We start from the raw sequence: 19,024 nt of genomic DNA on the forward strand, positions 1-19,024 counted from the left end.
GTTATCCAAAAAGTATAGAATATACTTTTTGGATAACCTTTTACAATTTATAAGAATTTTTGACTAAACTTCTTTATAAATCCATTTTATTTTCAACTGATATTTTATAAAATTTCGCAGATAATTTATAAGAGCGATTTTCATTATAAAAGTTACCTAGTTCATAGGATAGTTCAGCAACTAAGCGATGTTGTTTTTTTTCTAATCCCACTTCAATTGCTTTTTGCATATTTTTCTCATATTCATAATAATCCCCACGTATTTTGAATACTTTAGCTTTCAAACCATATAGTTGGACAAATGCAATTGGCACATCATAAATCGATAAAAAATGAAATGCTTCATTCATAGCCTTATTAACATTTTTCCAATCTTTAAGTTCTATGTAAATCTCCAACATGTTTCGTAACGCATATACTTTTTGATCTTTCTGTGATAAAAATTCACTTAATTCCAAAGTTTTTTCGTAGTATTTAATAGCATTCGTATAGTCTTTCAAACCTTGATAAATTTTACCGTAATCATATGAAATGATAGGTAAATACTTTGAATCACCATTAGTATCCAAACTATTTTCTACTTGCTGTAAAATTTCAAGTGCCTTTTCATATAACTCATCCATAATATACAATATTGCAAGCATTAAAAGTGTATTTATTACGTTTTTCTGCATACCATTTTTTCTGTATATGTTGTAAGCTTTTAAGGCATACAAACGACTAATACTTTTATCTTTATAAAGCTCCTTATATACATGACATAAATTATAGTATATATGACCATGTTGTTCAGTTTCTTCTGCACCAAGTAAACTCTCAGCCTGTACATAAATATCATGAGCAGCACTGTAGTCTTGTTTATTATAAAAATATAAACCTCGAGCTTTTAAATAATAAATATAATCTTCAGGATCTTGCATTTCGACCTGACTTGGTATCATTTGCGAAGCTTGATCTATAAGCGACTTCACATATAACACGTTTTTTTGTCGGGCATGATAGTATATAAGTACACCATATCCCTTTAGTAATAAAGGGATTGAATCTACTTCACGAACGTATAATTCTAACAAAGATAAGTCAGCTTCTGTAATACTTTTATCTTTTTTATACTTATTACATATTTTAAAAATAGTAAGCTGTATCTCCTCGTAATTTCCATTTATAAGATAATCGCTCTTAAATTCTAACTTCTTAGAAACCTTTTTTATAAAAGAAGATGACGGTTTTATTTTTCCACTCTCTATTCTACTTAAATATGTTATTGAACATATTCCTGATACGAGCTCCCCCTGAGTTAATCCTTTATGCATTCGAACATGGCGAATACGTTCCCCTATTTCCATCTTTCTACTCTCCCTGCTTAACCATTTCATGCTTTTTACTAAATAAGCCATTATGTATTGCTTAATCTTTCATATTAAGAAAATGTATAATTTCACAAATGTAAAAAAATGTATCACACATTTTAATTTTACATTCATACTATGATTATTTCTAGATGGCTTGTTAAATTTTATGGTTAAAATTTGGGGTTTTCGTCCATTTTTTTCATGTGATTTTACTACTTGTTATTAACAAACACAGCATCATATACTTGAATTACGATAAACTTAATGAAAAGGATTTAACTACATGTAAACTATCATTCTTCATTTAGATAGTTATAGTTCATTACATTTACCTAGTACATAGAAGATATCTATTTTAATCCAAAAAATTAAATAAATTTAATAGATGAATTATTAATATCAAATCCTAAAAATTAGTTTGTCGAATTGTTTAATAAAAACGAAAGGATGATATACATGTTTGTAAGACTTAAAGATGAATCTTCACGAAAAATAGTAAGATATGTTGGAGGCGCTGCTTTACTTTTAATAATCGCTTCTTTCATTTATCAGTGGAAAAATGACTTAGTAATTGATCAAACTGAAAGATTCGGCTTTGGACTAGCGATTATCACTTTCCTATCTACCTTCTTACCTTTTAAAGAGAAAGTTAATAAATAATTACATATAAATTAGATTAAAAAAGGATTGATCAAAAGATCAATCCTTTACTCTACTTCATTTAAGAAGAACAATGTTAACGCGCCAGGTCCTGTATGCGCACCGATTGCTGCTCCAATTGTATTCACAATAAATACTTCACAGCCAAATCTCTCCGTAATTAATGCCTTTAATGCTTCGGCTGTTTCTAAGTCGTCGCCGTGTGTCATACCGATTGTTTGACCTTTTAGGTCTTTTCCGCGCTCTTCCATAATATCAACAATTCGGCTTAATACTTTCTTTTTCCCTCTTACCTTTTCAAGTGGTACAAGTTTTCCTTCATCCACATTTAAAATTGGCTTAATGTTTAGTAAACCACCGATAAAACCAGCTACTTTACTTAAACGTCCACCTTTCACGAGGTACTGTAAGTCAGCTACAGTGAAGATGTGTTCCATATGGTTCATTAGAAAATCAACACGTTTTAAAATATCTTCTTTTGATGCGCCGTCTTTCGCCATTTTAGCAGCTTCTAATACGACAAGCCCTTGGCCAAGCGAAGCACATTTCGTATCAATAATTTCTAAATCTAAATCAGCATATGTTTCTTTTACTTCTTCTTTAATAACAACTGACGATTGATATGTACCGGACAGTTCAGATGAAAAAGCTAAATATATACAAGGATTACCTTCTTTTGCATAAGAAACAAATTTTTCTTGGAAAGTTTCAAGTGAAGGCAATGACGTTCTATAAACTGCGCCTTCTCTCATGTTTTGCAATAATGTAACTGACTCTAATGTAACTCCATCTAAATACTCTGTTTCTGCTTCATCATATACACGGAGTGGAATTAAATCAATATCATATGCTTGCAGCAATTCTACCGGTAAATCCGCCGCACTATCCGTAATGATTTTAACACCCATTTTTAAACCTCTATTCTGTTATAAATATAAAAAATATAAAATAAAAATAGTACTTTTAAATTATATACGTAAAACTTAAATGAAGAAAGGAAAAGACTTTATATTGTATGCACTATTCTTCAAAACTTGAACTGTTATTAAAAATCATCTAACTTTAACCGCTTTACATTCTGTATAATACAAATATATCGAATTTTCCAAAGGAGTGATTCAAATGAGTATTCGGTTAGCCACCTCTAATGATTTAGAATGGGTTAATAATCAATATAAATCGATAGAGTTTGTACCAAGTGATTTAAAAAGAGATAAAGTTGCAATCATTACATACGACAATGAGTATGCAGGTGTTGGGCGATTAGTCCAAGTAGATGAAGATACTATAGAAATGGGCGGGATTTTTATTCTCCCTCAATTTAGAGGCCTACAATTAGCTGGGGAACTTGTTTCATTTTTAGTAGAAACTGCTAAGAAATTGCAAGTACAAAATATATATTGTCTTCCTTTTGAGGAATTAAAAAAGTTTTATAAGAAATATGGCTATACTGAGGTCGATACTACGAAAGAAGTTGTTCATCCCATTATTCTAAAAAAATATAATTGGTGTTTGAATCATTATGATAAGCATGTTTTATTATGTAAGTTGTAAATGTGCTTAAAGAGAGCATATATAAAAATATAAATTACTTCCTATTAATTATATACTTTCCGACTTAAATAATAACCGTACTTTATTTGGTCACCATCAGCTTCTACAAGATATACAATTACTACATACGCTTCCTTTTACCTCTAGTCTTACTTTTGTGTCAAAGATTATTTTGTTTAAAATTACCTTAAATCGTATTCCAACAAACTAATCAAAAGGAAAACTCCTATATAATACAATTAAGTAATTAAAAGGATCATTATTCATGATAGATGTAGTAAGACTCGTTATCTTTATTGTAGTTGCAATTGGTGCCATTATTAACATTTACTTAGAATTTAATAAACCTAAAAAAAGTATATTCTCAATCGTTTTTTTATCAGTACTCTTAATCGGAGCCTCAGGATTAATTAAAGATATTTTATCTAAACTTTTATAGTTGCTTGATTAAAAATCACTGTGTCGTCAATAATGTACATAACATGATTGTATTTCTCCATTCCCCCTTGGAGAGGAGCAGTTAGCTTTTGCTAGCTGCTCTTTTATTTAAAACGAATTCATCTATTATCCACAAAATATGTATCATACGCCTTATCAAAAACGTATCCTAACTTTTCTGCTAGTTTAGCAGACGTAGTATTTGCTGCATCCCAGTTTGGATATATACCTTTTTCTAAACAATCCAAGATTAATGCCGCACTAACTATAGTTGCCAACCCTTTTCTTCTATGATTATGATCAGTCGCCACTTCGATTTCAATCCCATTATCATAAATGCTGTATGATGATGCACCGCATACAACTTCACTTTTGTATAAAATACTATACCCTATACCTCGTTTTAAATAATCTTCTACCGTTTGAAATTGACTTGTAAAATCTTCAGAGACCTTATGTAATGTAGGGTTATTTACGATATGTTCATCTATTCTTCCTAACTCGTATCCTTTTGGAAGCGCTGATATAAAAGATTGTAATTTTGAAGGATTAAAAACTTCCGCATTACGTTTGAATTTATACCGTAAAAACTTATCTATTTTTCTTTCGTAAAATGTTTCTAAACGCTTTTTCCACTCTTCACTATTTACGATTACTAACATTCTATCAGGAATGTTACGCAGTAATTCTTCTGTTTCTTTCACATTTGAATCCCCAGCGTAAAATGTGAAAATCCCTACGGTAACTTGCGCTACTGTTGGATTTTCAAGATCATTTACCCAAGCAGTACCCATATGTCCTTGTAAATAAGAAAGTAAAACAACATTATTGAAACCTTCGAACATAGTAACTAATTTTTCTCTCGTATGTATATTCGCTTCATATATCATTCAAATTCCTTCTTTCGTTAGAATCAATGTACCCCTACTTTTTCATAAGTCTGTTTATTCTACATATAAGCAAACGTTTACTAAACTCTATATAAATATAAATTTATTATAACATCTAATGAATAGTAATTGACTGTCCTGTATAAAGGTTAACAGTTACTATACTTAATCATAATTTACAATCTATAATCTTTTATTATGTAACAACCCTCAACATTAGTTTGAGGGCTCATTTAAATACATATGTTATGACTCATTCTTATAAATATATGATTCTGTTACTCCATTGTTATATACTTTCGTTAATTTAACAACTGAATTATACGTATTATTTTCACTCATTATCATCTTTTTCATCTCTTCTATTTCCGTATTACCAGTCCCACTCTCTATTTTTAAACAGTTTGAAATGGAAAGATATCCGCTTGATGCCAAAATAAAAATATACGTAACATCAGGGAAATTAATAAATAGCAATCCGTAGTTTAAAGGATCTCCAGCTGGATGCGATAAAAGGAGTCGAAAACTTAACAGCTCAGGAACTTGAACGAAATCTTTAGAAACAATCGCCTCACCTACTATGGTAATTTGCTTGACGACATTCCCAAGTTCATCTGTAAATTCAGTACATCTAGGTGGATTAATTGTTGTTGCTTGTAAAGATATATTTAATTCAGGATTATTAAAATCGAAAAAGAGCGTACTTCCCTCTGTTAAACATTGCGGACACACAATTCCTAATAAGCTAAAGTCCTCTTCGATATATTTAACTTTCGTTTTACAACTACACACTTTTCCTATTCGAATTGCATCAATTCTCGGACAATCTATAAAGATAACCTCATCGCCCTCTTGTACGAATGATACAATTCCTTTCCTCTCATTAAATGAAAGGAAATAGGATACAACAATTTCATTTCCGGCTATTACGATACTCTCAACTTTAGTAAATGGTTCTAGACTTTGTAAAAATTCACATATGCTTTTTTGGCAGCATCGACGATTTCGTTTCGGCTCACAACCCACTTACACTCCATCCCTTCCCTATATGTTTTTATCTAATACATATAATATGAGCGGAATGTGAGAAAAGCTTGGACAATATAACTTTACATAGGAATATAGTTGCCTAATCATAGAATTAATAATAAAATTACGCCAATAATGAGTAATAACACATAAATTTCCCTATAAATACATATAACAATTTCATCTTTCATGAAAAAAACGTTATAATGAGGTGTAGCCTCTACGATTACGTTATAAAGGAGATTAAAACAATGGCTAAAATTAAAGTATACCAAGCAAAAGAAGAAAATATGGAAACAGTAAAAAACATCATTGATGTTGAGGAACAAAACCCAACTGCTGAAAACTTACAAAGTCTATACGCATGTGTATTAGAAACTGAAGATATGGCATTGCCTGAATCATACATTGAAGAAGATATCTTAATTGATTCTATGGAAGTTATGGTTAACGCTTCTCAAAGCAAGCTAAGAGACTTAGGTACATATGATGTAATCGAAGTTCAAAACAAAGGTAAGAAAACACAAATTTTATTATTAGCAGACGAAGAATACGAAATTATCGAAGGCTAATCCCGTACATACGAAAAAGCTCCCTTCCAATTGGAAAGGAGCTTTTTCATTACGCTTTTGATGTTTCGCTCTTATTATTCTTTTGTTGTTTCTTAATTACCATACGTTCATTTCCCATAAAGAAAATAAATACGAATGCTAAACCAGCTGGTACCAATGCCCACATAAATGTTTGAACAATTGAACTAGATAGAGCGTCAATAATTTTATCTAATATTTGCGTTGGAATTTGAGATCTCGCTGATTCTGATAGAATAGCTCTTGAATCTCCTAAAGCGTTTGTATTCATTCCTCCGTTCATACCTTTAAATGCTTCTTCTAATTGATCTTGGAAACCGGTTCTTTGAATCATTCCGAAGATTGTAATACCTAGTGTCATTCCTAATGAACGAATAAAGTTACTTGTTGAAGTCGCAGAGCCGCGCTGTTCCATACCGAAGTTGTGAATAGCTGCCATACTTAGTACAGAGAATGAGAAACCTACTCCGAATCCGATAATAATCATATAAACCGTTAATAATGCACGACTTGTTTCTGGCGTTAACGTGCTTAATAAGAAGAGTCCAATTAGCATAATAACCGCAGAAATGATCATAATGTTTCGGTAGCTAAGCTTCGTCGTTAAAAATCCACCTAACTGGGCTGTTACGACTGATCCTAACATCATCGGTAAAAGTAATAATCCTGAGTTTGTTGCGGTACCACCGTATACACCTTGAATAAATAACGGAATGTACACAGTTGCTGACATAAACGCAGCTCCGTAACATAATGCAATAATCGTACTCATTCCGAATAAACGTTGTTTAAACATTTCAAATGAAATGATCGGTTCTTCCACTTTACGTTCAATAAAAATGAATGCAATAATTAAAATAGCGAATCCGCCAAATAAACTTAAAATAAAGTTAGAATCCCAATCATACTTTTGTCCACCTAGTTCGAGCGCAAACATTAACGAAACTACTGCACCAACTAAAGTAATTGCCCCAAGCCAATCAATTTTTTGTTTTCTATGAACTCGTGATTCTTTATAAAAGAATGTAATAAAAATAAGTGCTAAAATGCCAAGTGGTAAGTTAATATAAAATACCCAGTGCCAACTAATGTAATCTGTAATATACGCACCAAGTAACGGCCCGAAAATACTTGATAAACCAAATACCGCTCCGAATAAACCACCCATTTTCCCGCGCTTTTCAGGAGGGAAAATATCAAAAACGATAGTAAACGCGATCGGCACTAATGCCCCGCCGCCAATACCTTGAATCGCACGATAAATACCTAACTGTGTAATATTTTCAGCAGTACCACAAAGTGCCGAACCAATCATAAAGACGATTAAACCAAAAATAAAAAATCTCTTTCTACCATACATATCTGATAGTTTACCGAATATCGGCATACCTGCCATTTCTGCGACCATATAGGCAGAAACGACCCATACAAAGTTTTCAAGGCCTCCTAAGTCACCAACAATCGTGCCCATCGCTGTTACGACAATGGTATTATCCATTGATGCCATTAAAATACCTAGCAATAAGCCCGCCACAACAAAGCCGAGCTTATTATTCTTCTCAACCATAACCTTGCTCTCCCTCGTACTACTTATATTTGTTTATGTTCTTTTACAACTGCATTACCTTTTTGGTTAAAACTAGTATGATATTCTACAACACTAATTTCACATCCTGGACCAATGGTAACGTTGTTTCCTCTTACTACTTCAGCAATCGTATGCTCTAAATATATCTCATCCCCTTCAATGATAGACGTTTGGAGGCTTCCTGCGTGACTTGTAAATGGAATGAATCTCGCTTTTTTACGAACGTAAATCTTCTTACCACCAATTTCTCTCACTTTACTTCCTTCATAACGAAGTGAAATTTCAATATTTTCAGCATTAAGTAATCCATCACTTTCAAGGCCACCCGTTAGTGATAATTCCTCTACTTCAATATCTCCTTTCACATTTAAAGCACCTTTCACATCTACGAAATCACCAGTAAACTTCCCTTTAACTTCTATCATACCTCTTACTTTCGTTTTTTCAATATGAGCATCACTATTCATTTGTGTATTTCCATATACTTTTACATATTCCGCAGTTACATTTCCTTGTACTTCACTATCGCCATACACAACATAATCTTTTACTTTCATATTACCTTGTACATCACTCGTTCCGTACGTTTTAAATTCATTACAACTCATATCATTAGAAATCGTTCCTTCGCCGCGTATCTTCACTTTGTTATAATCCCCGCCTGCTGAACTACCAGAACCATTGACCGTAAGGCTATGTTGATGTTCCATATTATTTTCTCCCTCCCATTAAACCTGCTTAATCTCTTTTACATTTGCGCTTTTATCGACAGTAAGAACACCCGTATATTCAATGAGTTCAATCTCACAGTTCGCTCCTACTCTCACATTGTTTCCTCTTACCGTTCTTATGTGAGCATAATCAATATCAATATTGTCACCTTCTAATAGTTCAGCCTCTAACTGCATACCAAATACTGATTTAAAAAGTCTACTAAAAGTACTTAGTCTATGTTTTACTTTAATCGTTTGACCGCCAATTTCTTTCGCTCGACATGTACCGTGAATATTAATATTGATTTCATCGGCGCTTAATAATCCACCAATTGTAAATTGTCCTTCTGAAGAAAAAGTATCTACTTCACAATTACCGTCAATTGTCGCTTGACCATTGACTTTAAATTCTTCACCAGTGACATTTCCACCTATCGTACCTTTTCCTGCAATTTTTAAACTGTTCGCCTTCACATCTTGCGTAATTGTTGCCTTCCCATCAATTCGCATCGTTTCCGCAATAACTGTACCATCAACTTTACCTGATCCACTAATTCTTGCATTGCTACTTTTCAAATTTCCAGTAACGGCACCGTAACCGTTACATTCAAACTGGTCACAATCAATATTTCCATTAACTGTCCCTTTTCCATTTAATTGCACTTTATGAAACTCGCCGCCATTCGATGAACCGTAACCATTTATAATCAAATTATCTGTACGCATACTTTCTCCTCCACTACAACAGTTTCGTTTTTAATGCTTCGGTATATTTCATAATCGCTTCGCGTAAAACAATTTTGGTTCCTTTTTCAAAAATTAAATCATCCACGTTTGAAACTAAGAAACATGTAGAAATCCCTAACTTTCGAACGATGATTAAATCACAAGTTTTATGCTTAATCGCTTCATAATTTTCACGTAAAACTTGTAAGACCATTTTTCCTTCTTCTAAACTAATCTCTCCTGATTGTAGTAATTCTTCTAACATATACACATAAAGAATATCTACAAATTGAAACTCTGTTGTTTTATTCGTTTGTTCTATGAAGAATTGTAAAACTGGCTCTGATGCAATCCCTTTACGTAAGACGTCTTCCTTTGTTAAAAGGATTTCTCTTACACTCGGTGAAAACATATTCGCTAGTTCATCAAGAGATAAATCTTCTTTCATCGTTTGGATTTTATCAATACGCTCTAATATCTTTTCTTTCGGAAAAAATGTCTCTTGACCTGTGAATGTTGACTTTCGTACAAACCAATCTTCCGGTATTAAATTTTTTCTTTTCCACCTATATAACTGTCCGTATGAAATACCAGTTAGTTCTAATAAATCTTTTTTTGAAATTAAATCTGTACTCAACTGTATAACACTCCTTCCTGATAACAATGTAACATAACACTGTTACGCTGTAAATAGACTTTTATCACAAGTAGCGTAACAATGTGTAAAACAACCATATTTCACACAAAAAAAGAGTTCTCACGCATCCTATAAAATGCGTAAAAACCCTTATATATCAACATGTAAACCATATTTCATAAAAATCAATCCACCCTTGTGAATTAATCATTATATTTTGTACTTTTTCGTGAGAAGTTACTTGTTGTTTGTTCCGGTATAAAGGAATAATATGAATGTGACGTAACAAAGTGTTCTCAATATCGCGTAACAATGTAACTCTTTTTTCTACTCGTTCTTGTTTAAAATACGGGGACAACGTTTGATGAAAGTCCATGCTGCTTTGTCCATGAATAAAGCTATTTTTTGTAAGGAACATATATAGCAGACTATCTTCAATTCGTTCGCTAATAGTTGCACTATCATGCATCATATCAGCCCTTTGTATCGTACTTATTTCTAACAGATCTTCTATTTCAAGAAAATTAGTTTCTACACGAATCCCGTACTTCGCACACTCTTTTTGTATCCATTGTGTATCTTCAACGTGATCTCGTCCTGTAAATGTGTAGAGTTGTAGCACTTCATTATGATACGTACTCCTTTTAATTAACCTTTCGATATCTTCCTCAATCTCTACTATGCTTTCATTCGCCAATATTAGTTTCTTTGCCACTTCTCCACGTTCTCCGCCGAGTTCTTGAACAATTTTATCGCCATGAATAATTTTATGTAGCGCTTTTCGAAACAACTCATCTTGCATTGGTCCTTCTTTTACAAGATTGCACGTTACATATGTCACGTTCGATTCAAGCCGAGACAGCTCTTTATTGGGCTTTTCTTTATCTTTATACTGTGCCTTTACTAACACGTCATACGTATTTACATTTTTCTCTACATTCATTAGTTCAATTCGGTCAAGAAAAGGTCTTTCACGATAATATAAATCATGCACTTCTAATACGAATAACTGTGCATTTTTCTCACGTAATATAAAAGGACCTGTACCAATAAAGCTTCCTGCTTCATCTTCATTTACGATAGAACACTGTTCTGCACTTAGCATATGTAAAAACACACCATTTTCTGTATGTAATTGAATTTCAACAACAAATTCATCCACTGCACGGAAACTATCAACATGTTGTAACATCCATGCATGTGGGTTGTTTTCTGCTTTCATAAATCGATTCAATGAATGTATAACATGTTGTGCAGTAAGTCGTTTTCCATTATGAAGATAAACGCTTTTTCTTAAATAAAATGTCCAAACCTTTTCAGCAGCATTATATTGCCAGTGAAAAGCAAGTCTAGGTTCTATAGAATTTGTTTCCTCATTAACATATACGAGTGTATCAAAAATATGTTTAACCATATGACATTCTGAGCGCATTGTAGCGTAAACCGGATCTAAAGCGATGTCCAAGTTCATTTGTACTTGCAAACGAAGTACATCTTTTCTTCCTTCAAGTGTCCGTTCTATTTGATGACCAAATATGGAATCTACCCAAGCTTCATACTCTTTCTTTACTAATGGAAATTGTGAGCTGTAGCGTTCCACAAATGAAATTCCACTTTTCACATCCCCTTTTTTCGTTAGTTCTTTTCCTCTTTCTAAAATTAGTGGAATTGGTTGCTTTTGAAATATTAATTTAGAGCGATTCCCTCTCCCGCGCCCTGGAAACCAAGTGATCCAATGTAACTCTTCTAATTTTTTTATAATTAATTTACTATTACGCTCCGTACAAAATAATGTTTTTGCTATCATTTGTACTGTTACTTCTAATTGTTCTCTTTCTTGCCTCTCTTTACCATAGGCACACCATAGTTCAATATATTGATCTAAAATAAACATCATATTCCCCCTAAAAGGTGAAAAATACTCCCTATTCTTTTTACCCTTTTTCCAATTCTCCTTTCATCTTATCATTTCAATATAGAAAGGAGGAAATAATATTGAATCATCTCTTATTACGTTACAATAAACCAATCATCATTAGACTGTGCGGTGAATTATTAACTCGAACAACAGAATCAATGTTAGCTATCATTATGATTATTTATGTTAATAAGATGCTAAACGGCAATATTATGATGACTATGCTTATTTTCGGGTTACAACCGCTTTCGGACATTATATTTACACTTATTGCTGGAAGAGTGACTGATAAATATGGGCGTAAGAAAATTATGTTACTCGGCTTATTGCTACAAAGTGTTGCAATCGGCAGCTTCATCTTTGCTCAATCCGTTTTTATATTTGCTTTGTTATATGTCATAAATGGGGTTGGCCGTTCCTTATATATTCCTGCTCAACGTGCACAAATAGCTGATTTAACAAAACAAAATCAGCAAGCAGAAATCTTCTCTCTTCTGCAAACGATGGGAGCAATAGGTACCCTAATCGGCCCTTTAATCGGTACTATTTTTTATAAGACTCACCCTGAATATGTATTTACAGTGCAAAGCATTGTACTTATAGTATATGCAGTCGTTGTTTGGACGCAGCTTCCAGAAACCGCTCCGGCAATGGCGACACCAACGCAAAAGCTTGAAGTATCATCTCCAAAACATTTTGTACACAAACATTACGCCGTATTTGGACTTATGGTTTCTACACTTCCTATTAGCTTTTTTTATGCACAAACTGAGACGAATTATCTTATTTTCGTGAAACATACTTTTCCGGATTTCGAACTCATACTCGTTTTTATTTCAACATGCAAAGCTATTATGGAAATCTTTCTGCAAGTTTTCCTCGTGAAATGGTCTGAACGATTTTCCATGGCGAAAATCATCATTATTTCTTATGCCTGCTATACAGTAGCTGCACTTGGCTACGGGCTTTCAGCAACAATCACGTCACTATTTTTTACATTACTCTTTTTAGTCATTGGTGGAAGTATTGCTTTAAACCATTTACTTCGATTCGTTTCAGAAATCGCTCCTTCAGATAAACGTGGATTGTATTTTTCAATTTACGGCTTACATTGGGATGTATCTCGAACGTGCGGTCCTGTACTTGGTGCGGTTTTATTAAGCAAACTAAACGGCAGTATGCTATTTTATATTTGTGCTTGTTTCTTAATAATTGGGGGCATTATTCAAGCTCTTTTTGTTCAAAATTTAGAACGTAATAAAATAAATAAAGACATTTCAGAGCATACTCCTCATGTTTTATAGGCTGCTTTCCTCATCCTTTTAATAGTAAAAAGAAGGCTATCACAAAAGTCTTGATGACCTTTGGTGATAGCCTTCTTTATTACCCTGCCATTTTATTTATACTATCCTCTGGCGAAAATACCGAAATATGATTTACCTTACCAGTCGATTTTGGAATGATAAATTTTAACTCAAACTGATTGTTTACTTTATATACATATATTTTATCTTCACCATTTACTTTAACTGAGTTTGGTTTTCCTAATGCCTTTTCAATTTCTTGTAATGTAATTAACTTTAGCTCTGCATGATAGGAGCGTACATCAAAAACTTGTGATCCTTTATTAAAACCGAACGAAACATTTTTATTTGTAAAGGTAGCGTACATTCCGTTTCCTGCTTGGTCCGTTTTATCAGCTTTCCCCCACGCTTTTTCTATTTCTTCAATATCTCCTGTATGAGCTGCGAACGGAACATTAGGTACTTTTCCTTCTTTCGCTAGTTCAAACAAATTTTTAACGTGGTTAATTGATTTTTGATTTATTACTGTATCTTTCGTGCTTGAATCTGTCTTTGGTTTTGCTGATCCTTCATTATTTGATTTTGCATCATGTTCTTTCTTTTTTTCAGCAGAATTATTCTGTTCGTTTTTACTATTTTCCGTTGTTGGGTCTGTATCCTTTTTTTCGTCCGTCCCTTTACATGCTACTAATGTAAAAATGCATGTAAAAGCGAGAAATAACATACCTATCTTTACATACACTTTCATACATTTCAGCCCCCTATCATAATCTTATTCATTTCGATAACCAATTCATTACATCTCTTTTCAAATTGTGTTTGTTCCAAAAAGTAAATACTTCACTCTCTCCCGATGCTTGTGCAACGTATTCTACAAAAGCTGTTCCTAAAAAATAACTAAGTCGGTTGTATCCAAAATATTGTCCGCCAGATAACCGAAACCACTCTTTCTCTTTTTCAAACGTCCACCCTTCTATATAATCATCCAAAAAACGTTTCTTTATATGTTCTTCATTTTCTATATAATATTGCAACCAACGTCCACCCTCATTGTCATATGAGTAATACACTGATTCATTTAAACCTTTCATAATTTGTTTTGATAAATACGTTGCAACACCTTCGCGATACAGATTAACTGTCGCATCAGCCCAATCGGCTTTCCCCCAGTCCATTCCATCATTTTGTAACATAACATTATGATATATATGTCCAATTTCGTGAGCGACAATAACACGAAGGTGATTTAAATCAGGAGATAATTTTTCTGCTGCGAAAAACAAGTCTCCAATAATTTCTCTTTCTACAAAAGCATTAGAGCCAAAGCCTCCAACAAATATATGGAATTTCATATTTACATCAAAGTTATATTTATAAAGATATTCGTTCGTTATCTCATGAATAATAGCCGGTAATACTTCTGCAATGATACGAATATCTTTTATTTTTTCGGGGTATTGTTTAATAGCATTAGAAAGACGTTCTCTCGTTTTAGGACAATGATACTTAAAGTATTCTTCAAATATCTCTGGATGCGAAGTAAAGTATTGATTAAGAACTTCTAATTCTACATCGTCACTTTCCCACAATTTCAAAAAACTTGGAATTGTATTATTTATCATTTTTCCCATCTCCTTAATATATCCCTTCTCGCCATTTACACTGTAATCCTTCTTTAAAAGTAGAAAAAGCAACAAAGAAGATTCATCCTTCTTTGTTGCTTTTTTGTTTAGTCAAACCATCTATCACCATCAGAAATCCATTTACCATTATGTAAATCATAACATTCATCATAATAATGAAAAAAGCTGCCCAAAAAGGGCAGCTTTACATATGTATTTTTACACTTCGATTGACTTACCGTCTTCAACAATATGATAAAGTAAGTGAGCTAAATGATGAATTGGGCCATATTCTTCCTCTTCCTCATCCGTTTCGCCTTGGAATTCAAGATCGTTTAAGTATAGTGCTAAAAATTGATAGTATAATTTTAAATCAAATCCGTAGCACGCAGTTGGCTCTTCATGATCTCCTTCATATTGTAGCATTAAGTATTGATCATTTCCTTCTGCATCTTCTGCGTCAAAGAATACGAAGAATCCAACGTTTGTATCTAAATCAAATAGATGACGAGTACCTTTTTCTGTTGCTTTATTGAAGTCCTCTTCACTTAATTTATGTACTGTTGTCGCTTTTGCATTATCTTCTTGATGGAAATTTACTGTAAATGTTTTCAATGTTGACACCTCCTGATTGTATAATACTAGCATAACATATAAAAAGGACTGCTTACAAATGTAAACAGTCCTTACATTCATTTTCGCATTGCTCGTAATAAGAAACTTACAATAAAGATTAAAATAACCGCACCAATTAAGGCTGGAATAATTGCAAACCCGCCTATTACAGGGCCAAAACTACCAAGTAATTTCGTACCAATCCAAGAACCGATAATACCAGCAATAATATTACCAATTACGCCACCCGGTACGTCCTTTCCAGTAATTAAGCTTGCAAACCATCCTAATATACCACCAACGATTAAAGACCAAATCATATGATAACCTCCTTTAAATTTCACAGATCAAAATATAATTAGAAACAATTGCTTACCATTAGTTATGTTACATTTTTCATTAGTTATTCATACAGGGTAACTATTAGATTATTTTAAAATAATGAACGACCAGCTTTTTCTACTTATAGTTGATGCCTTTCATATTTCACACATTAGGGACAGTCAGGTTTTAATATTGTTCGCATAAACTCTTCTTTAAAAGCTGGATAGTTAAAACCAACTGCAATTTTTTGAATAGGTCTATTATCAAACATTGTCGGTTCAGCTATTTTTCTAAAGTCTGCCACACTTTGTCCTCTTGTTACGTCATTTGTCGTACTAATCCAAACTGCAGATTTTTTATATTCAAAAATATCGTCATTTATAAAAGAAATAAACGGAAGTAAATCGTGAATCGGACTTCCAGCAATACCCGGGTATTCTTTTTTATAAAAGTTTTCATAATAAAAATCAATCATGGGTTTAATAAGCTTCGCTTGCCCTGTTCCTTCTTTATTAATTATATCCACCATTTCAGGAGTAATGAGGGCTCCTTGCGTTACATTTAACGGATAAATAGTCGCATTCTTTGCGTACTTCATCACAATATTTGCGGCAATTGGATCTCCATAAAAATTAGCTTCTGATACAGGAGTAACGTTACCCGGAAATAAAAAAGCACCGCCCATAATATAATACGAACATACCTTATCCATTACATTTGGATATAATAAAAATAACGTTGCCAATGTTGTTAATCGTCCTGTCGCTACGATAATAACATCTTCTGGACAAGGTTCAATTAATTTAATTAATTCACAAAAGTTTTCCCGTTTACAAATCCTCATATCAGGTGGAATAATTGGTCCTAAACCGTGATCCCCATGAATTTCAGGAAAGAACAAAGGCTCTTCAGCTGTCATCGGTCTTGCTGCACCCTCAATGATTTTTACTTCTGTAGCATAGTATCTTTCTAAAAAATACACATTTTCCGTTACGATTTCTCGCGATACATTCCCATATTCAGCAACAATACCTATAATATCTAATTTACATGTTTTATTTGCATAAATTAACGCCACAGCATCGTCGATACCAAAGTCTCCAAAAAAGATGATTTTCTTATTAACTATACTCACCCCTCTTCAGCATAATCTACTATTATTATTATGTGAAAAAGACAAGGCTGTGAAACGGTGCAAACTAAAAAAGCCGCCTATTTATTGGCGACTTCAATCTTTTTATAAGACAAATATGCTAGTACATTTTTACTTGAATCATATTTTGGATTATTCCCTTTTCTCGGTTCTCTCGTATGTGTTTTTTCAAATCCAGGAATATCCGGCATTTTCTCCATAAATTCAAGCATTTCTTCTTCAGTTCCTTCAATACGTACGCGAATCATTATTACATTTCCTCAATTCTCATTTTCTCTGTTACTAAGTATACCGTACTTTGAAAAGACTGCAAGAAATTTATCTTTTTAATGTCGCGCTTTTTTTACATATAAACAACGCCATTTCGGTATAAAACGACTTGATTTTATTATTTTCATATTGAATGTTGAAGAATTCTTGCATTTCAACTGATGTTTTCATCATACATTCTGTTAACTTCACACGCTTTTGCAAAGGTACATTCATCATATCGCACCACCAATCAAAATCAAATTTCTTGTCAAAAGTAAGACATGACTGCATTTGCAAACCATTTTTTTCTAACAAAGTAATCCATTCTGTTTTTTTCAGCGCTCGTTCATGACTCGGATCCCGCTTTTTTTCTATAAAATTATAAAATGTATCGTATTCATTATTTTCTGGTGAAACATTATCTATTAAAATAAACAATCCATTATGTTCTAACGTACGATTTACTTCATATATAAACTGAGCTGGATTCGTAAAATGATGTGCTGCAATTCGGCACGTAATCGTATCAAAAGAACTATCGGAAAACGGTAAAATTTCAGCGTTTCCAGCGACAAAAGATACATTTTCATGTCCATTACTTTTTATAAAGTTTTTCGCATTCTCTAACATTTTTTCTGTTAAGTCTAAAGCAACTACTTCTTGGAACAATGGAGCTAATGCATTCGCAACATGTCCTCCGCCAGTAGCAATATCAAGAAGACGTTTATTATGACGAGACTCCACTTGTTGAACTACATATTGTAAATCCGGTCCTTTTGCATGAATTTTACTTTTTACATACTTTTCCGCATTATTACCAAACTGTTGTTTTACAAGCTCTTCTTTATTCATTTTATCATCTTCTTTCTATTGTTATTTACATATAGGATTCATGTAATAATTAAAGTTCTCTTTTTGTATTTTCAAATCCTCTTTTCAGCTTACTTCTTATCATATTGTCCTATCATCAACATAATATAGATTTTGCGTTTTATTGCTAAACAAAAAAGGCTACGGGAACTTGTCCCCTAGCCTGACTAAATATTTATTACATTTTTACTTTTTCATATACATCTATATAATATAAATCCTCTTTCAACTTCCTAATAACGTCTACTTCGTTATAAGTAGCCTCACGAGCATGTAAACCAGATTGATCCATGCCAATCCATATCCATCCAGGTGTATGATATAGAACATCTATGTTAAAATACTCTAATTTAGTAAGCTCCGATTTTATAAATTTATCTTTATTCGCGATTTGTTTATCTATTAAACCATATTCTTTTCCATTTTCCAATAGCGATATAATTTTCCCTACAATCGGATGTTCACGGACAATAAAGTGATATTCCTTTTCCTCCACATTCGCCACAATCAAACGAGAATCAGATAAATCAGACCCTAAATTCGACATCTTTATTTATTCACCTCCTTTATGGGTTTCACAAACATAATAACAAATGAATATTCAAATAAAATTAATGTAATGTAAAAAATAAAAAACTGACTCCTTTTTAGAAATCAGTCTTTATATTTGGATCATCTGTATACTTTTACAAACTATTATAATGTTTCTTTTTCCTCATCATTCCCGGAAACTAAATTCCCAATAGCATCAGCTGTTACTTCTACTACAAATTCACAAATACCTGCTACT

21 protein-coding genes are annotated in these 19,024 nt (G+C 32.8%); 4 read left to right on the forward strand and 17 right to left on the reverse strand.

The annotated features are described in order from the left end of the window. Positions 1-73 precede the first annotated feature (73 nt). On the reverse strand, positions 74-1,345 hold the full coding sequence (locus KZZ19_RS13930; protein WP_088096692.1) for a helix-turn-helix domain-containing protein: 1,272 nt from the start codon (positions 1,343-1,345) through the stop codon (positions 74-76). A gap of 462 nt (positions 1,346-1,807) precedes the next feature. On the opposite strand from KZZ19_RS13930, the gene KZZ19_RS13935 reads away from it, so the two are divergent. Then, positions 1,808-2,011 (forward strand): hypothetical protein, encoded by a 204-nt coding sequence (locus KZZ19_RS13935; protein ID WP_000498066.1) that lies wholly within the window; start codon positions 1,808-1,810, stop codon positions 2,009-2,011. A 47-nt stretch (positions 2,012-2,058) separates the two neighbouring features. Here KZZ19_RS13935 and KZZ19_RS13940 read toward each other — a convergent pair whose 3' ends face one another. Continuing rightward, positions 2,059-2,919: a DegV family protein gene (locus tag KZZ19_RS13940; RefSeq protein ID WP_088096693.1), complete on the reverse strand. Its 861-nt coding sequence runs from the start codon at positions 2,917-2,919 to the stop codon at positions 2,059-2,061. A 214-nt stretch (positions 2,920-3,133) separates the two neighbouring features. Here KZZ19_RS13940 and KZZ19_RS13945 point away from each other — a divergent pair, with 214 nt between their 5' ends. Next, a complete protein-coding gene (locus tag KZZ19_RS13945) occupies positions 3,134-3,565 on the forward strand; it encodes a GNAT family N-acetyltransferase (protein WP_237980229.1) in 432 nt (143 codons plus the stop codon). A gap of 557 nt (positions 3,566-4,122) precedes the next feature. Here the strand turns inward: KZZ19_RS13945 and KZZ19_RS13950 are convergent. Beyond that, a complete protein-coding gene (locus tag KZZ19_RS13950; protein WP_237980227.1) occupies positions 4,123-4,893 on the reverse strand; it encodes a GNAT family N-acetyltransferase in 771 nt (256 codons plus the stop codon). Between the two features lie 246 nt (positions 4,894-5,139). After that, entirely contained in the window at positions 5,140-5,919 is a 780-nt protein-coding gene (locus KZZ19_RS13955) for a BC_2878 family exosporium-associated protein (RefSeq protein ID WP_237980225.1), read from the reverse strand. A 254-nt stretch (positions 5,920-6,173) separates the two neighbouring features. On the opposite strand from KZZ19_RS13955, the gene KZZ19_RS13960 reads away from it, so the two are divergent. Beyond that, positions 6,174-6,494, forward strand: a complete 321-nt coding sequence (locus KZZ19_RS13960; RefSeq protein WP_098342034.1) for a hypothetical protein — start codon at positions 6,174-6,176, stop codon at positions 6,492-6,494. A gap of 49 nt (positions 6,495-6,543) precedes the next feature. On the opposite strand, the gene KZZ19_RS13965 is transcribed toward KZZ19_RS13960, so the two are convergent. The 5 genes from KZZ19_RS13965 to KZZ19_RS13985 form a co-directional block, all read right to left on the reverse strand. After that, the gene (locus KZZ19_RS13965) at positions 6,544-8,079 is read right to left on the reverse strand and encodes an MDR family MFS transporter (RefSeq protein WP_237980223.1); all 1,536 of its coding nucleotides are present in this window, start codon (positions 8,077-8,079) and stop codon (positions 6,544-6,546) included. A 23-nt stretch (positions 8,080-8,102) separates the two neighbouring features. Next, positions 8,103-8,810, reverse strand: coding sequence for a cytoplasmic protein (locus KZZ19_RS13970; RefSeq protein ID WP_237980222.1), 708 nt, complete (start codon positions 8,808-8,810; stop codon positions 8,103-8,105). Positions 8,811-8,828: 18 nt separating this feature from the next. After that, positions 8,829-9,539: a polymer-forming cytoskeletal protein gene (locus KZZ19_RS13975; protein WP_237980220.1), complete on the reverse strand. Its 711-nt coding sequence runs from the start codon at positions 9,537-9,539 to the stop codon at positions 8,829-8,831. 13 nt (positions 9,540-9,552) lie between these two features. Next, positions 9,553-10,176, reverse strand: coding sequence for a YhbD family protein (locus tag KZZ19_RS13980; protein ID WP_087980731.1), 624 nt, complete (start codon positions 10,174-10,176; stop codon positions 9,553-9,555). 157 nt (positions 10,177-10,333) lie between these two features. Beyond that, positions 10,334-12,070 carry an SgrR family transcriptional regulator gene (locus KZZ19_RS13985; RefSeq protein ID WP_237980218.1) on the reverse strand — a complete coding sequence of 579 codons (1,737 nt, stop codon included), beginning with the start codon at positions 12,068-12,070 and terminating at the stop codon, positions 10,334-10,336. Positions 12,071-12,171: 101 nt separating this feature from the next. On the opposite strand from KZZ19_RS13985, the gene KZZ19_RS13990 reads away from it, so the two are divergent. After that, entirely contained in the window at positions 12,172-13,398 is a 1,227-nt protein-coding gene (locus tag KZZ19_RS13990; protein ID WP_088096702.1) for an MDR family MFS transporter, read from the forward strand. 79 nt (positions 13,399-13,477) lie between these two features. Here KZZ19_RS13990 and KZZ19_RS13995 read toward each other — a convergent pair whose 3' ends face one another. From KZZ19_RS13995 to KZZ19_RS14030, 8 genes are all read right to left on the reverse strand, one after another. Next, positions 13,478-14,146 (reverse strand): YjgB family protein, encoded by a 669-nt coding sequence (locus tag KZZ19_RS13995; RefSeq protein WP_237980216.1) that lies wholly within the window; start codon positions 14,144-14,146, stop codon positions 13,478-13,480. Positions 14,147-14,174: 28 nt separating this feature from the next. Further along, complete coding sequence (locus KZZ19_RS14000) at positions 14,175-15,020, reverse strand: aminopeptidase (protein ID WP_098342031.1); 846 nt, start codon at positions 15,018-15,020, stop codon at positions 14,175-14,177. Positions 15,021-15,239: 219 nt separating this feature from the next. After that, positions 15,240-15,635, reverse strand: a complete 396-nt coding sequence (locus KZZ19_RS14005) for a hypothetical protein (RefSeq protein ID WP_000847587.1) — start codon at positions 15,633-15,635, stop codon at positions 15,240-15,242. Positions 15,636-15,712: 77 nt separating this feature from the next. Next, a complete protein-coding gene (locus KZZ19_RS14010; protein ID WP_016087459.1) occupies positions 15,713-15,955 on the reverse strand; it encodes a GlsB/YeaQ/YmgE family stress response membrane protein in 243 nt (80 codons plus the stop codon). A 173-nt stretch (positions 15,956-16,128) separates the two neighbouring features. Beyond that, entirely contained in the window at positions 16,129-17,094 is a 966-nt protein-coding gene (locus tag KZZ19_RS14015) for a nucleoside hydrolase (protein WP_237980214.1), read from the reverse strand. 77 nt (positions 17,095-17,171) lie between these two features. After that, on the reverse strand, positions 17,172-17,360 hold the full coding sequence (locus KZZ19_RS14020; protein ID WP_000621882.1) for a YvzF family protein: 189 nt from the start codon (positions 17,358-17,360) through the stop codon (positions 17,172-17,174). A gap of 70 nt (positions 17,361-17,430) precedes the next feature. Continuing rightward, positions 17,431-18,216, reverse strand: coding sequence for a class I SAM-dependent methyltransferase (locus KZZ19_RS14025; protein WP_088096707.1), 786 nt, complete (start codon positions 18,214-18,216; stop codon positions 17,431-17,433). Between the two features lie 196 nt (positions 18,217-18,412). Next, entirely contained in the window at positions 18,413-18,781 is a 369-nt protein-coding gene (locus KZZ19_RS14030; RefSeq protein ID WP_088096708.1) for a hypothetical protein, read from the reverse strand. Positions 18,782-19,024 lie beyond the last annotated feature (243 nt).

The organism is Bacillus thuringiensis (assembly GCF_022095615.2).
Classification (GTDB): domain Bacteria; phylum Bacillota; class Bacilli; order Bacillales; family Bacillaceae_G; genus Bacillus_A; species Bacillus_A cereus_AG.

What these genes read in the sequence shown, in the direction of transcription:
- KZZ19_RS13930 (WP_088096692.1), bottom strand. Translation starts at nt 1,345, where the DNA reads ATGGAAATAGGGGAACGTATTCGCCATGTTCGAATGCATAAAGGATTA.
- KZZ19_RS13935 (WP_000498066.1), top strand. Translation starts at nt 1,808, where the DNA reads ATGTTTGTAAGACTTAAAGATGAATCTTCACGAAAAATAGTAAGATAT.
- KZZ19_RS13940 (WP_088096693.1), bottom strand. Translation starts at nt 2,919, where the DNA reads ATGGGTGTTAAAATCATTACGGATAGTGCGGCGGATTTACCGGTAGAA.
- KZZ19_RS13945 (WP_237980229.1), top strand. Translation starts at nt 3,134, where the DNA reads ATGAGTATTCGGTTAGCCACCTCTAATGATTTAGAATGGGTTAATAAT.
- KZZ19_RS13950 (WP_237980227.1), bottom strand. Translation starts at nt 4,893, where the DNA reads ATGATATATGAAGCGAATATACATACGAGAGAAAAATTAGTTACTATG.
- KZZ19_RS13960 (WP_098342034.1), top strand. Translation starts at nt 6,174, where the DNA reads ATGGCTAAAATTAAAGTATACCAAGCAAAAGAAGAAAATATGGAAACA.
- KZZ19_RS13965 (WP_237980223.1), bottom strand. Translation starts at nt 8,079, where the DNA reads ATGGTTGAGAAGAATAATAAGCTCGGCTTTGTTGTGGCGGGCTTATTG.
- KZZ19_RS13970 (WP_237980222.1), bottom strand. Translation starts at nt 8,810, where the DNA reads ATGGAACATCAACATAGCCTTACGGTCAATGGTTCTGGTAGTTCAGCA.
- KZZ19_RS13975 (WP_237980220.1), bottom strand. Translation starts at nt 9,539, where the DNA reads ATGCGTACAGATAATTTGATTATAAATGGTTACGGTTCATCGAATGGC.
- KZZ19_RS13985 (WP_237980218.1), bottom strand. Translation starts at nt 12,070, where the DNA reads ATGTTTATTTTAGATCAATATATTGAACTATGGTGTGCCTATGGTAAA.
- KZZ19_RS13995 (WP_237980216.1), bottom strand. Translation starts at nt 14,146, where the DNA reads ATGAAAGTGTATGTAAAGATAGGTATGTTATTTCTCGCTTTTACATGC.
- KZZ19_RS14000 (WP_098342031.1), bottom strand. Translation starts at nt 15,020, where the DNA reads ATGATAAATAATACAATTCCAAGTTTTTTGAAATTGTGGGAAAGTGAC.
- KZZ19_RS14010 (WP_016087459.1), bottom strand. Translation starts at nt 15,955, where the DNA reads ATGATTTGGTCTTTAATCGTTGGTGGTATATTAGGATGGTTTGCAAGC.
- KZZ19_RS14020 (WP_000621882.1), bottom strand. Translation starts at nt 17,360, where the DNA reads ATGATTCGCGTACGTATTGAAGGAACTGAAGAAGAAATGCTTGAATTT.
- KZZ19_RS14025 (WP_088096707.1), bottom strand. Translation starts at nt 18,216, where the DNA reads ATGAATAAAGAAGAGCTTGTAAAACAACAGTTTGGTAATAATGCGGAA.
- KZZ19_RS14030 (WP_088096708.1), bottom strand. Translation starts at nt 18,781, where the DNA reads ATGTCGAATTTAGGGTCTGATTTATCTGATTCTCGTTTGATTGTGGCG.